This window comes from Sphingobacterium sp. (assembly GCF_039596235.1).
Taxonomy (GTDB): Bacteria; Bacteroidota; Bacteroidia; order Sphingobacteriales; family Sphingobacteriaceae; genus Sphingobacterium.
The window spans coordinates 1-13,902 of the sequence record NZ_JBCNKE010000002.1 but is presented as its reverse complement, the minus strand read 5'-3'; the positions used below and the strand labels follow the sequence as shown (position 1 = coordinate 13,902).

Below are 13,902 nucleotides of genomic sequence, written 5' to 3'. Positions count from 1 at the left end.
AATTGTGATTAAGCTATTTGATGTATTTTATCTATTTACTCATCTCGCTAGTTTTCGATCTGGTATTGAGATAACATTGCATATTGTGCCGCATAAGTGAACATGAACATTCCCTCTAGGTTATTTTTTTCTTTGTCATCATGCCATCCACCGAGAAGATCTGGTGGCAATAAGCCGGAACGTAAAAAATGAGCATATCCGTAATCCAAATTCTGCTGGAATGAGTCCATATAACTTTTGGCTTTTTCGAAGACTGGAGAAATCTGAAAAAATCCCCTTAGTAATACGCCGTTAAACCAATTATTGAACCCATCGGAAGCATAAGTGTAATGTGCCGGTACCTGTGAACCTAATTTGGCAAAGTATTGAAAACTGGCATCGCTCAGCTTCTTTCCATCCTCCAAATAGATCATAGATCGGGTCGCACGGTACAGATCAGCGGCGCCAGAAATCATGGTCCCACTGTTATAGGAAAATGAGGTTCCCACGGCTTTTCTTAATTGTGTATTCTTGCGGTACTTGATACCATCGACTACTTCGTAGGCAATACTACAATCTGGATAGCAGTCTCCCATCATATCATCGTAAACACCTTTACTTTTTAATAAATGATCTTTTTGCCAAGCATAAATCCTTTTAGCAAAATCCAAATAAAAATCAGCTTTTCGCAGCATTTTAGAACGACGCGACTGTCTATCTCGGGCATCGATATAGTTGTAGGTGATCTGATCATTTTTTTTCTTATAGATCTCATGTAGCCAAACCAATGGACTGATGATAGGCGCATTGCTACAGGCATGTTTGGTTACATAGCCCGGTCCCCATGGAATTCCACCATTTTCATTGCCCTTATCATCTAGTGTGCAGTCCCAGCCATCCAATACATAGCTGGTTAGGTATTCTGCTTCATTTAAATAACGCTCTTTTCCTGTCAGGTGATAGGCTTCAATCAGTTCCCGAATTAGCCACATTTGGTCATCATAGACATTTAATACCCCAGTTACATTTGCTGCCCCCTTTGCCTTTGCACGATCCACAGCATAAACTGTCCAGTCTCTGGTCTGTGTAAAAGAAATAAGATTAAATGTTCCTAAATAATAAGCGGCATTTTCGTGAAGCTGGACCAATAAATCCGCGTAACGCTTGTAATGTTTGTCAAATAGGTTATGGTTTCCTTTTTCTTTTTGTGCTTTAAGTCCATTTAAAATTGCGTTGACCGCTTCTATCGAAGCAGAGTACATCCATACACTTGCCTTTTCCTCCGAGCGCACCTTCGTATCGGGATTATAGAAACGATACATAGACTGTCCATCTTTGGAGAAATAAACTTCCATTGACCGGTCCAAGAGCGCCATCGCACGCACCAGGTTTTGCACCTGCAGAGCTTGATCGCTTTTGATATTGTCAACGGAAAAAGGAAATTGGGTTTCAGCTTGAACCTGCCGCACCATTACCATGGTCACGGAAGCAACAAAAATAAATTGCAGCTTTTTAAAGACTTTCATAAGTAAGATTTCGATTTATAATTAGTTCGAATCTCTACCGAAAATATCGGCAGGAATTCTAACGCAAGGTAAAGTTGACTGATTAATTTTTGGGTTAAAATCGGGTTAAAATGCAAAAATAAAACGATAACCCACTATTTTATTTCCTCAGTTCCCATTGTTTTTAAAATCAATACAGACAGCAATTGTAACACAGCTTTTATTTTACTGAGCGCTTTTTTTTGCATACTTTTAAGTCCTGTAAGATATTTGATAAGGGATATACTAACCGTTACTATATTTCATAAAAAGCCGGCAGCGGACAAGTTATTTTAAACAGGTCTTTTTTTCGATAACTATTGGTTTAAGTTTTTTTGATTGCGCTATGCGACCCTGTATATTATATATTATTTTTTTGCTTTTAATGCCCTTACTTTCCCAATCCCAGGGGCTCAAATTTAGAGGAGGACATGAGCCTATAGACAAACGCAGCTCCTACCAATTATTTGACAAAAGGGCAATTTCGTTTGAACAGGAGTTTACGCTAAAATTTCAGCTTTCTATATATTCATCAAATTCGCTAGGCAATATTTTGCGTGTCAAGAATAGAGACAATAACACAGTTTACAATTTATTTTACGATGAGGAGGGCGGTAATTGTATTTTCCGTCTGAACGAAGAAGGTAAAAGCAGTCTAATCATCGCAAAAATAAATCAACAGCAATTATTCAAGGAGGAATGGATCACGATTCAGCTGACTTTTGACCTGCAAAAGGAATTATTTAAGCTTCAGATACAAAACCAGATTTTTCAATCTCCAAAAGTGAAACTGCCCTCTCAGTATAGTCCGCAAGTGATTTTTGGAAAAAGTGACTATCTGATCGATGTTCCGGCCATGTCTATCAAAAATGTACAGATTGGAAATACAGCTAAAAGCTATTTATTCCCATTAAAAGAAAGCACAGGTAATGTCGTACATGATGAAAATGGGGTAGCATATGGTTCCGCTACAAACCCTAACTGGCTCATTGTGGATTCTTACAAATGGAAAAATCTCTTTGCAAGCAGTTCCTTCTCACAAGCTGGTTCCAACTACAATCAACAGACCAAAGAGATCTATTATTTCAATCAGGATTCTATAACCATATACAACGTAAAGACCAATCAGACAAACAAACGAGCATTTCAGAAACCATGTCCCGTAAAATTGGTTTTAGCAAACAATTTTATAGACGCTACGACAAATAAACTGTATGTCTATGAACTTTTCTATACTCAGCCCTATCAAGGTCCTACGGTAGCCAGCCTTGATCTGGAAACTTTCGAATGGACGGTCGAAAGTGACGACCTGATGAAGAAAGAACTGAATCATCACGGTTCTTTTTATGATGCACAACAGCGACAACTCTATATTTTCGGTGGCTATGGAAACATGGCCTATAGTGGGCAGTTTAATAGATACGATTTAAATTCCAGCAAATGGCAAACCGTTGACGGATGGACAGGCAATAAAATTTTGCCACGCTATTTTCTTTCGGCGGGCCAAGGGAGCAATAATCGAATCGCTTATATCTTTGGAGGTATGGGAAATGAATCCGGGGAGCATATTGTAGGCCGAAAATACCTCTATGATTTCTATCAGATAAATTTGGACACCAAGGAAATTACAAAAAAATGGGATCTTCTTTGGAAGGATAAGCATATCGTACCTGCCCGTGGTTTGGTGTTCGCCGATAGCAGCCACTTTTACGCCTTATGTTATCCGGAATATCTAACCAAGTCCAATATCCAATTGTATCGCTTTTCTGTCAAAGATGGAAGTTTTGATATCCTAGGGGACTCTGTTCCGATCTATTCAGATAAAATAAGTACCCATGCCCAACTTTATTATGATCAACAATTAGGTAGGCTTCTGGTACTGGTACAAGAATCAAAGGATGATATACAGTCGACATTAAAGATTTATTCCTTAAATATGATACCAATAAGTTCTGATGAATTAAATAGCTTCCCTTCATCCGGATCAAACCGCAGACTATTATTTATACTATTGGCATCTGCTATCTGTGGAATCGGTATATATTTCTTTTGGCAGCGAGGCAGGCAAAAGCGAAAAATAGCAAGCGTAACTGAAAAAGGAGTCCTCGAGGTTCCACCGATAGCAGATACTGGAATCCTACAAACAATACAAAAAGACGAGTTTGTACGTGCCAACGCTATTTTTCTATTTGGTGAATTCCGCGCTTTTGACCGCAACAAACGTGATATCTCCCATTTGTTCAGTACAAAACTGAAACAGGCATTTTGTCTTATTCTGTCGAACAGTGCCGGTATTAGTTCACTATATTTCAGTCAAATCATGTGGCCCGATAAATCAGAAGATAAGGTAAAGAACTCAAGAGGTGTCACTATCAATCATTTACGAAAAGTATTGAGTGAATTTGCTGGAATTGAACTCGTATACAAGCAGGGAAGATTCCTTATTGAACATAACGATGAATTTTATTGTGATTATGTAGATTATATACAGTTGCTGGCAAACCCTTCGACTGCTTATGAAAGTAGGTTAATTCAGATCATTCAAAGGGGTAAATTCTTACAGGGGTTGGATCTGCCTGTGTTTGATACATTGAAGACTGAGGTTGAACAAAATTTATTACCCATTTTACTGGCGGAACTTCATAAGGCTGACCTCTTACACCTGCATAAAAAAAGCATTGAGATCGCGCATGCGATATTCTTATTGGATCCGCTGAATGAACAAGCATTATTCTCCGAAATGAGAGCGATGTTTGCTTTAAATCAGCACAACGAAGCCCGCATTAAATTTCAGCAGTTTTGTCTCAACTATAGACAGCTGATGAACGAGGACTTCCCCTACAACCTGGATAAAATGATATAAAAAAGCCCCACCATACGCTGTTATGGTGGGGCTTATGTCGTATTATTATGACCAAAAGATCAGGCAACCAATTCCTCGCGATGACGTTTTACAAATTGTTTTTTAAGCAGATATAGTTTATAATGATCATATAAACCTATGATAAGCAAAACAAAACAAACTACATAAAATGTTTTATTAGACAAGTAATTAAAGGATATTCCACTGAGTAGTCCTCCCATTACATAACTTGTGACAATGGTCAGTAACAAATGAAACTTATCCACTAAATCTTTATTGCTTCTATTGGCTTCTTTTGTGAACATGGATATTAGTATCGCTAGATCGGTCGTCAATCCAGTCAAATGGGTTGTTTTCACAACAGAATTGGATATACTTGCAGTAAGTCCATTTTGTAGGCCCATCGCAAATAATAATGCCCCAACCAATATTTCAGTCTCCTTAAGTGAATCTTCATAGAAAACATCGAGATATATCCCGACAAACAAAATACTTAATATCTCCAGCACCAAGGGTATCGAATGGGTCAGGTATGCGCTGAACTTTCCCTTACCATGAATGATAATCAGGTTGGAAAACATGCTTCCAATGAGGAACAACAATATCCAAAACAAAACGACAGCACCTTGATACCAGTTTCCTTTCGCGATCTCCTGTGCAAAAACAGCATAATATCCTGTTACATTAGACGTAAAGGAAAAAAATACAATAACCGAAGCGACGTTGACCATACCGGCAGAAAATGCCGTTAGTCCTCCTAGTTTTATATTGTCTTGAATTGTCCTATGATTGCTATATTTTCTTAGCATATTCTTCCTTTCCTCCTTTTTTCAGTACGATACGTGCTATTCCCTTGGTCTGCATATCCAGATTGAGATGCAGAACCAGCTGATTTTTGTTCAGTTTCTGTATAACAAAGCTTTCCACGAGTTCATTATTTTTTCGCAGCTCAAGGATATGTCCCCTTCCTTTCAAAAACCAGTTATACTGCTTATCCTTGTGGTGGGCCACCAAATTCTTTTGGCCCAATTTTTCAAAATGCCATAGGCCATCCTGTAATGGCGGCAAATGCGCGATGGCGGCATCTTTGATCTCTTCATGGATAATCGCCTGTTTTTTAAAGGTTGGCGATTTCTCCACCTTTTCAAAGTACCAGCCCTGTTCTTCCCACTCTCCTTCCAAAAGTCGTTCGGGGTTTTCATAAAACATAACCATCGTTGATGCCCCAAAAAGCAACAATGCTAAAAAGACAAAGTTGAATCTTGCCAGTATTTTTCTTTTAATAGTTAACATCCCATTGTTTGTTAAAAAATAAATCCGCTAAGACATTTCCTCCAGTTTTGTGCGTTGCCGGCTTTTCGACAATGGCCACATGTTTACGCTTACTTTCGTTGAGCTGTAACAAAGCCTGCCCAACATCAAAAAAATGTCTTGTTCTTTTTTCATATTGATAATCTGTTGGAATCTTGATCTCGTCAATTCGCGCTCCACGCAGATAATGATGTAAATAATTGGGATTGTCTGCACCGATAATATCTGCATAGATATTCAGTTTACGATTTTCGTAGCGATGGCAGATCATTTGACAGGCCTTCAAAAAATCTTCTGACTGAAGATCGTTGAGCTGGTCCTCCAATGTGATTCCTAACAATTCACTGATTGAAGTGCTACTTTTATTCCCATAAACCAGAATGACGTCAAGCTGCTCAGCCTTCGACTGTTCAATACTATGGATTACAAAAAAAAGTGAATCAATTGTAAAATCACTTGGAATCAATATTCTTGTCGCTTTTGCCATACCCAATTATTTTTTAGCAAAGTTAGTGGGTGCACATGGCAACGGAATGAAGCTAGAATTAGCTTTTCATTAGAATTTTAAGAGACTTATTAAAATGGGATTAAAAATAACAAGGAAATTAAAATGGGATTAAAACCGAATATAAGTTGGCAATTCAATTTCAACAGTTGTACCTTCTCCGACGACGGAATTAACCTTTAATGTCCCGCCATGGAGCTTTATAATATTTCTCGCCAGAGGCAAACCAATGCCATATCCATCTATCCCACTGGTATTGGAAGCTCTAAAATAGGGATCATAGATATACTCCAATTCGTTGGAAGGAATACCAATACCATTATCTTTTATCAGAATAAATACTTTATTGTTCAACGCCCCAAGGGCGATATAAGCGGTTCTATTGGAAGAATACTTACAGGCGTTGCTAATAATATTGGATAGCGCAAGCTGTAGTAAAATTGCATTTCCATTGACTTTAAGCCGCATACTGTCATCGGGTAACAGGCTAAAATCTGTTGTAATTTTAAATTTGTCATTAATTGCCTTGACAGTTAGCTCTGCATCCATTACAATCTGATCAATACGTACAGGATTTAATGTTGTCGAATTACTAACAAAACCTGTACGGGCCAACAACAGCAGTGCTTTGGTCTTTTTCTCTAAATGCTCCGCCGATTCTATAATTTTAACTAAGGTACGCTGATACTCTTCAATTGTTCTTTCCTTTGACAAGGCTAAGTCAGCCTGTCCGATAATCGAAGTCAGCGGAGTATTCAATTCATGTGAAGCATTACTGATAAAATTTTTCTGGGTTTCAAAAGATGTTTCCAAACGCGTCAGCATACTATTGAACGTACATGCTAGGTCCTGGAGCTCGCCCTTATATTTTTCCTCATCCAGACGTTTGTCCAGGTTCTCAGAGCCGATTTGCTGGACTTCCTTCATCATGGTCAGAATAGGTTTTAAGAATGAGCGCTTCATGAAAACAGAAACAACCAAAATAAAGAGTATCCCCAAAATCAGACTAATAATAAGCAGATTACGCAGATAAACCAAATGATGTGTGTAAAAATAGTTTTCAGCGGATGCTCCGACGATATAATGCTTATTGTTTTTTGAAAAGTACTTTGTGGAATAAAACTGATGTCCGGCTTTAAAATTCGATGTTCCGGTCTTGTTGATTTTATCCCATAACTCAGGATTGAATCCTTGACTTTGCACAATTTTGCCATTCTTATCAAATTCAACCAAAAACTCATGCTGATTGTTCAGACTTTCTATAAAATCCAAGCTCCATTGATCTGTTTGTGAAGCGGATTTGCTATTGAGGAATTTCTCCGCGGCAATATTTCTTCGCAGATCCAGGCGTTTGTAAAAATCCGTAAAAGCAAAGTTAGTAATGGAATAAAAAATAAAGCCTACGAAACAGCTCACATAGATGACTAATATTGTTATGAGATAGATGAGTTTCCTATTGTAATTATTCATTTTTACCTATTCAGTATTCTTTGTCTATTCAGTCTTCGATTTTTAACACATACCCCATTCCGATAACGGTATGAATGGCCTTTCTGCTCGTTACCTTCTCGATCTTCTTCCGGAGGTAATTAACATATACATCAACGACATTCGATCCGATATCAAAATTAATTCCCCATATTTTATCCAGCAATTCACTTCGCTCAAAGACTTTCTTAGGACTTTGGATAAATAGTAAAAGTAATCTATACTCCGTGCTCGTCAAGTTAAGCTCCTCTCCGTCACAATAGGCTACTTTTTTGTAATCGTCAATCGAAAGAAACCCATAACGGAAAGTATCTTTTGGAACTAGTGCTTCGCGTTGGCTCGCCTGAACGATGGATTGCTGCCTACGGATCAACGAACGTATTCTCGCTTTGAGTTCGATTAATTTAAATGGCTTAGAAAGGTAGTCATCGGCGCCATTATCAAGCCCTAGAACAACATTTTCGGGTGTTCCCAGTGCCGTCAACATCATAACGGGCAAATCCATATATCCCCATTGTCTGATCTGTTTGCAGATGTCAAGTCCATTGGTGCCGGGCAAAAGAATATCTAAAAGAACAAGCGCGACATCCCGCTTGGCCAATAGTTGCTCAAGCCCTTCTGCGCGCCCAAGATGAATGACCTTATAACCTTCTTCGCCCAACCCCTGTACGATCAGATCTGCAACGTCCTGCTCATCTTCAACTAGAATAATTTTTTGCTCCTCTGTATTCATAATGTGTATTTCCCGTTTTCGCTCATCGACAAACCATAAAAATACTGTTTTGATCCTACAGACACAAATCTCCGGGCTAAGATAAATTCGGGCGCCAGAATAGATACGTCAAAAAAAATCTTTTCACCATCATCTCATCAGAAACAGGAGTAAAAATTGAAAAACGAGGTTTGCTAAACAATCAGGGGATGGCAGTGGGATTGTGGACGGTTTCTCCTGTCAGATAAACCCGGATATAAGGTAGGGGCACGTGCTGTAGATCGTTTAAACTATCTTTATCTCTTTTTTAATTTACTTGGAGGAAATCCAAATTTCCGTTTAAAAGCATCTGAAAAATGGCGCTGATTTTTATATCCAATAGCATCAGAAACTTCACCAATAGCCATGTTTTTGTCTAAAATGAGCTTTTTAGCATACTCCATTTTTGCATCGTTCCAAAAACCAAAAACTGTTGTACCAAACAACTCCTTAAATCCCTTCTTTAATGTAAACTCATTTGTGCCGACCAGATGGGCCAGGTTGACAAGAGTGTTATTTGAATCCATATTATTCAGTAAAAATTCACGGACTGCATAGATCTTTTCAACATCAGGCTTTCTCAGGGTCGTATCGGAAATGCTGTTGTCAGCTAACTGCTCCAGCTGAAGCAACAATAATTCCAAGATCTTCGCTTCGAGAAATATTTTTTTAAAAACACCCTTACGTTCGCAATTTATAATGCTATTAATAATAGCATGCATTTCATGCGTAATTCTTCTATTAATATCCGTCATTAAGCCAGATCTCCCCTTTTCAATAATATTTCTAAAGTCATCAAACAAGATTGAATTATCGGGCAGAAATTTCTTAAAAAAATCAGGGGATAAATTTATCTCACATAATTGGAATTCTTCTCGCTCCCATTGCATATGGCCGCAGATTGAATTGCCATAAAGGATATTGTGTTGGTAAGCTTCAAAATCTATGGTTACGGCTAATGTCTCCCCAGTTGCTCGACTTCTACCCTTCAACGCAAAATGCATTTCAACGGTTTCAAAGTCACTTTCAAAACGAAACAGTATCCGTTCGTGCAGATTTGCATGACCAAAGCCAATATGGATTCCATCAAAAAAGATCTCTTTGTAATAGCCATCACCAAATGGAGCACCCATATGTGTGACACATTCCTGAATACCGGCATCAATTGAAAAGAAAGTCTGTGGATAATTTTTCTCCAACAATAAACTAGCCGAATCAATGTCATAAAGTCTTAATCCCATTCCATATTTCTTTAAGTTTCAACTATTCCTTTTCACGGACTTTTTAATCCTCATTACATACCCTACAATGGCACTATATCTGTTATCTTTGGCTAAATTACAATTTATTTAGAATGATTCTTAATTAATTAACAACTTAAGGTATGCGAAATAAAAAAATTGAAACTAAACTGTCATTAATCCAGGATTTAGACAGCCAACTGCTCCCAGATAGCATTTATAATAATATCAAAATAGGCAATCCCCTAGCTAGTAAGTTGGACGTTATTCTTGCCGCAGAAAAAGCCATGGTACTGGACTTTGCCTGGGAATTCCCGAATGGTTTGAACACCTTGGTCAATGATGAGCACTATCCACTTTCGGCCCATCAAAAACAATGTATCAATTTGGCCCGCATATTTTTAAAAAATATACAAAACACGACACCTGACGCTAATATTTCGAGCTCGGATGTACTCTAGAAATCTATCTGCAGGAAAGTAAAAAAGGGGATAACGAATTGGGAAGATCGAGTTTTGTTAATATTTTGATTTTCTATAATTAAAAAATACACATAATACAAACGCGTCGAAACTGATCTATAAGTCTTCTCATATTATTTATCAAAATGAAACATTACCCCCCATTTGAAGAGTCAAATGGGGGTAAGCAAAGCATGTAGACTATAGATGTTTGCAGACACTAACGCGGCAAACTTTCAGGTCGACGCATTCGATAAGAAGTTGCTGTGATGGCATGTAAAAATGCTTCAATATCCTTTATTTCCTCTTTATTAAGATTCAAAGGTTGCATTAAAGGATCTGTAACTGGATAAAGTGGATCTTTGGCCTTTTGTTCTGGTTTCGCCGAGTTCATTTGCATCCCACTGTTATACATGTTCAACAAACCTGTTATATTCCAGAATAATCCATTGTGCATCCATGGATCAGTATTCATAACATCCCGCAAGGATGGTGTCCTAAAACGCCCTACGTCAGCTGGATCTTTGGTAATCTCATACCGTCCTAGGTCCTGATATTTACGCTTGTAATAGGTCAGTCCAATGTTATGATACGCTTCATCCGTAAAAAACTGACCATTGTGACAATTCATACACCTCGCTTTTGTTCGAAAGAGATGTAATCCGCGTACTTCTTGCTCGGATAGCACCTTATAATTACCGTCCAAAAACTCGTCGAAGCGACTTCGTCTACTTGTTAACGTCCGTTGAAAAGCGCCTAAAGCCCTTAAAACCTCTGGCATCGAATAATCTTCATCTCCAAAGGCCGCTAAAAACAGCTTGTTATAGGCTGGGATAGCTTTTAATTTTGGAATCAATTTGGTCAGTTCCATGTCCATTTCATGGTGTGCTTCGATAGGACCCAACGCCTGCTCTTCCAGCGATTTGGATCTTCCATCCCAGAACAGTTCTTTTCGCGCATACACATTCAAAAGTGATGGTGTGTTTCGCGTTCCTTCCAAATGGTCGTTGCCAACCGGAACCGTCAGTTTATCTGCCCATGATGTCTGGGGATTGTGACAGCTGCTACAGGAGATCTGGTTGCTACCGGAAAGAATTGGGTCAAAGAAAAGATATTTTCCCAACTTGACATCTGGCTTTTCCATCAAAGAGAAATAACTTGTATCAATTTTGGGTAGTGACTCAAATTCTTTCCAGCTGACGCCGGCATCAATTGTCGGTTTCGGCCACTCGCTTACCGGTCTTCGATAAAGCAACTGCAGTTCTTCATTCCATGCTTTTTGTTGATCTTTCATGGAAAGTAAGCCAACAAGCCCGAGGGTACCGACCAATACTACAAAATGTTTTTTCATGATTAAAACAACCTTAAATATCTTAAAATACCTACTGCTCTTTCACAGCGGTATAGATCTCATTTAGAAAATATATGAAACACCCAATTTGCCTAGAAACCTATCTCTACCAGGTAAGGTCAACAAGTCATAATTCAATGACATTAGATCGCCCCGATGCTGATAATACACCTGAAATTGTACACTCCAGTCTGTTTTACGCCGATGAGTTATCCATACCCATGATGTTTCCCACATGCTGCTTGAAGCGGTCTCATAGAGGAAATCCTGATAAAGAATCTGCTTCGCAAAATTGCCTGTATTCAAATCCGACACATTTAAATCGTTCACGGGAGACCATTGTCTTGAAAAACAAAAAGACCCCAATAAATCAGATCGCTCATTTATCCGAAATCTGCGGTTTAGACCGATACCTGCTTTGATCTGATCGACATCCATTTCATTACCAGTCACTCCATCTTTTTTTCTAAAATTCTGCACAGCTATACTCCCTTCGGTCTGAAACTGACGAAAACCAAACAAGCCCTTGATTTGCATCTGATTTTGCTGATAGGTATAATTATTGGATAAATAGGTATAATTAAAATCTGTCCCTTCTTCGACCTGCCCCGTTAATACCAGTTTCAGTGATTTCTGGTTCTGCATCTGGCGGCTCCATAAAAAATCTATTGAACTGATATCCTTTGTATAATCATTTAACAATAAATATGTCTGTTTAGAATTATCATTTCTTCTGAAAGATTGCTTTTCATTTATATAGCGTCCGTTTAGATAGATCTTATCTGCTCCATTGGGTTTTAACAGCAGATGTCCACCAATTCCAGTCCGATTGATGATATCATTGTAGTTAATCTCGCTTATCCTTTCGTGTGCATTTCCAAAACCGTTCATTATCCAATTGACATACAATGGATCTTCGGTATTTTTAGTATATTTTTCATTTTTATAGCCTACATTTACCCGTTCAGAGCCGTAGCCCCAAATACCCGAAAGATGATAAGAAATCTTTGGGAGATTGTGTCCGACACTGAGTTCAAACTGTAAATTCATGTCTTTAACATCACCCCTTGGATCATTATTGGAGTAATGAGAACCTAACCTATATTCAATCCCCAAGGAAATGGGTAGTTGATTATTTAGGAATGCATGCTGAATCCCCGCATCCAGTTTATATGTTTCCCGATTATATTTGTTCTTTTTCAGGGAGCCAAAATAAACCGGAGCGTCTTCATTCCATCGGGATTGATGACGCCTGGCAGTGCTATCCTCCGAACTCCGGTCGTAGGAAAATCGTCCCCAAAAATTAGTCTTTTGCCATTGTGTTTTCCCTTCTGTATAAATGCCGGTCTGTTTTAGTTCATTTGCACCCTGAGCAGACTGAAAACTTCCTTTGGCAACCATTTGTTGAATCCCCAGTATAGAAGACTTGTCCTTCATTTCCTCAGAAATCCACACCCTATTTCGGGTGGCCATATCACGAGATAGAATAGATGAAGGTTGGTACCAGTAAAGTGTCGCTGTCAATGAATCCACCACTGCACTTGATTTTATCTGTCCTTGCACAGCAATGGAGCTAAGGAAAAATACGATAGCGGAAGTAATAGTTTGAATACTTTTCATCTATTTAAGTGTTTTATTGATGACCTTTTCAAGGTATAAATGAGCGTTTAGATGGAAAATCATCTGGAACGGTCATCAGCTATTAGTTCAAATTCCATCCGCTTGACAGTAAGCAGATGGAATAGAATTGCATCGCACATTTTAATCCACAAATCCAAATGGGTTTGCTTTTATGACGACAAAATCCGCTGTAGAATTATTTGTATCCTTCAACTTTCGAACGCCATTAGTGGTTTTATCGGTTTTTCGAATCACGGATTGTGATGAGTAACCGCCGAGTGTTACGAATGTAAAACCTGCATCTAAGGCCGGGGGAAGTTTTTTAGGAATTCTATCGTCTGTCGTATTAGGTTGCACATCTACTGCATCCATAATCCAATTGACAGGCAACTGTCTGTATTTTTTTGCTGTAGAACTTGGTGGATTTATCGACGGTTCAGGATAGCTGGGAAGGTTCGCTACTGCGGCACGATCAGCATGTTTAAATATCACGTAAGCATCCCGCCCTAAATTATCTAAAATCCAATCGTTGCTCACATAATCCACTATCTGAACATTAGGTACCGTCGGATTGTCAATATCAGACGCGAATGGTTCGTTCCCTGGAATATCACCGTAATATACTTCGAAGCTTGCGTTGCTCAGGTCAACCGTCAGTTCAGGTTTTTTAATGGTCACTTCTTTTCCGTTATTTCCGACAAACGGTACTTTATGGTTTAAAGCATTCTGCGCAATCACAATACTTTTACCAGGTTCTACCGGGTAACTTTTCCCATTTCCCGGAATCA

General features: G+C 38.6%; 12 protein-coding genes. 2 read left to right on the top strand and 10 right to left on the bottom strand.

What is annotated here, in order from left to right; all coding sequences use genetic code 11:
• Positions 1-47: 47 nt before the first annotated feature.
• Positions 48-1,505, bottom strand: coding sequence for a glycoside hydrolase family 76 protein (locus ABDW32_RS04120; RefSeq protein WP_343559703.1), 1,458 nt, complete (start codon positions 1,503-1,505; stop codon positions 48-50).
• A gap of 403 nt (positions 1,506-1,908) precedes the next feature.
• Here ABDW32_RS04120 and ABDW32_RS04115 point away from each other — a divergent pair, with 403 nt between their 5' ends.
• Entirely contained in the window at positions 1,909-4,386 is a 2,478-nt protein-coding gene (locus ABDW32_RS04115) for a kelch repeat-containing protein (RefSeq protein ID WP_343559701.1), read from the top strand.
• Positions 4,387-4,445: 59 nt separating this feature from the next.
• Here ABDW32_RS04115 and ABDW32_RS04110 read toward each other — a convergent pair whose 3' ends face one another.
• The 6 genes from ABDW32_RS04110 to ABDW32_RS04085 all read right to left on the bottom strand — a co-directional run bounded on the left by ABDW32_RS04110 (position 4,446) and on the right by ABDW32_RS04085 (position 9,682).
• A complete protein-coding gene (locus ABDW32_RS04110) occupies positions 4,446-5,195 on the bottom strand; it encodes a YoaK family protein (protein WP_120258523.1) in 750 nt (249 codons plus the stop codon).
• Positions 5,179-5,679, bottom strand: coding sequence for a hypothetical protein (locus ABDW32_RS04105; RefSeq protein WP_343559692.1), 501 nt, complete (start codon positions 5,677-5,679; stop codon positions 5,179-5,181). The genes ABDW32_RS04110 and ABDW32_RS04105 overlap by 17 nt, the downstream gene beginning before the upstream one ends.
• The gene (locus ABDW32_RS04100; RefSeq protein ID WP_343559691.1) at positions 5,666-6,184 is read right to left on the bottom strand and encodes a hypothetical protein; all 519 of its coding nucleotides are present in this window, start codon (positions 6,182-6,184) and stop codon (positions 5,666-5,668) included. Before ABDW32_RS04100 ends, ABDW32_RS04105 begins: the two co-directional genes overlap by 14 nt.
• A gap of 129 nt (positions 6,185-6,313) precedes the next feature.
• Positions 6,314-7,672, bottom strand: coding sequence for a HAMP domain-containing sensor histidine kinase (locus ABDW32_RS04095; RefSeq protein WP_343559688.1), 1,359 nt, complete (start codon positions 7,670-7,672; stop codon positions 6,314-6,316).
• A gap of 28 nt (positions 7,673-7,700) precedes the next feature.
• Complete coding sequence (locus ABDW32_RS04090) at positions 7,701-8,423, bottom strand: response regulator transcription factor (protein ID WP_343559687.1); 723 nt, start codon at positions 8,421-8,423, stop codon at positions 7,701-7,703.
• A 275-nt stretch (positions 8,424-8,698) separates the two neighbouring features.
• The gene (locus ABDW32_RS04085) at positions 8,699-9,682 is read right to left on the bottom strand and encodes an AraC family transcriptional regulator (RefSeq protein WP_343559686.1); all 984 of its coding nucleotides are present in this window, start codon (positions 9,680-9,682) and stop codon (positions 8,699-8,701) included.
• Between the two features lie 143 nt (positions 9,683-9,825).
• Here ABDW32_RS04085 and ABDW32_RS04080 point away from each other — a divergent pair, with 143 nt between their 5' ends.
• Positions 9,826-10,143 carry a hypothetical protein gene (locus tag ABDW32_RS04080; RefSeq protein WP_343559684.1) on the top strand — a complete coding sequence of 106 codons (318 nt, stop codon included), beginning with the start codon at positions 9,826-9,828 and terminating at the stop codon, positions 10,141-10,143.
• 220 nt (positions 10,144-10,363) lie between these two features.
• On the opposite strand, the gene ABDW32_RS04075 is transcribed toward ABDW32_RS04080, so the two are convergent.
• The 3 genes from ABDW32_RS04075 to ABDW32_RS04065 all read right to left on the bottom strand — a co-directional run.
• The gene (locus tag ABDW32_RS04075) at positions 10,364-11,494 is read right to left on the bottom strand and encodes a cytochrome c peroxidase (RefSeq protein WP_343559681.1); all 1,131 of its coding nucleotides are present in this window, start codon (positions 11,492-11,494) and stop codon (positions 10,364-10,366) included.
• Between the two features lie 63 nt (positions 11,495-11,557).
• Complete coding sequence (locus ABDW32_RS04070) at positions 11,558-13,114, bottom strand: DUF6850 family outer membrane beta-barrel protein (protein ID WP_343559677.1); 1,557 nt, start codon at positions 13,112-13,114, stop codon at positions 11,558-11,560.
• A gap of 141 nt (positions 13,115-13,255) precedes the next feature.
• The coding region (locus tag ABDW32_RS04065) for a DUF4876 domain-containing protein (RefSeq protein ID WP_343559675.1) at positions 13,256-13,902 on the bottom strand (647 nt) is incomplete at its 5' end.

Coding starts and splice junctions, on each gene's coding strand:
- ABDW32_RS04120 (WP_343559703.1), bottom strand. CDS start 1,505: ATGAAAGTCTTTAAAAAGCTGCAATTTATTTTTGTTGCTTCCGTGACC.
- ABDW32_RS04115 (WP_343559701.1), top strand. CDS start 1,909: ATGCCCTTACTTTCCCAATCCCAGGGGCTCAAATTTAGAGGAGGACAT.
- ABDW32_RS04110 (WP_120258523.1), bottom strand. CDS start 5,195: ATGCTAAGAAAATATAGCAATCATAGGACAATTCAAGACAATATAAAA.
- ABDW32_RS04105 (WP_343559692.1), bottom strand. CDS start 5,679: ATGTTAACTATTAAAAGAAAAATACTGGCAAGATTCAACTTTGTCTTT.
- ABDW32_RS04100 (WP_343559691.1), bottom strand. CDS start 6,184: ATGGCAAAAGCGACAAGAATATTGATTCCAAGTGATTTTACAATTGAT.
- ABDW32_RS04095 (WP_343559688.1), bottom strand. CDS start 7,672: ATGAATAATTACAATAGGAAACTCATCTATCTCATAACAATATTAGTC.
- ABDW32_RS04090 (WP_343559687.1), bottom strand. CDS start 8,423: ATGAATACAGAGGAGCAAAAAATTATTCTAGTTGAAGATGAGCAGGAC.
- ABDW32_RS04085 (WP_343559686.1), bottom strand. CDS start 9,682: ATGGGATTAAGACTTTATGACATTGATTCGGCTAGTTTATTGTTGGAG.
- ABDW32_RS04080 (WP_343559684.1), top strand. CDS start 9,826: ATGCGAAATAAAAAAATTGAAACTAAACTGTCATTAATCCAGGATTTA.
- ABDW32_RS04075 (WP_343559681.1), bottom strand. CDS start 11,494: ATGAAAAAACATTTTGTAGTATTGGTCGGTACCCTCGGGCTTGTTGGC.
- ABDW32_RS04070 (WP_343559677.1), bottom strand. CDS start 13,114: ATGAAAAGTATTCAAACTATTACTTCCGCTATCGTATTTTTCCTTAGC.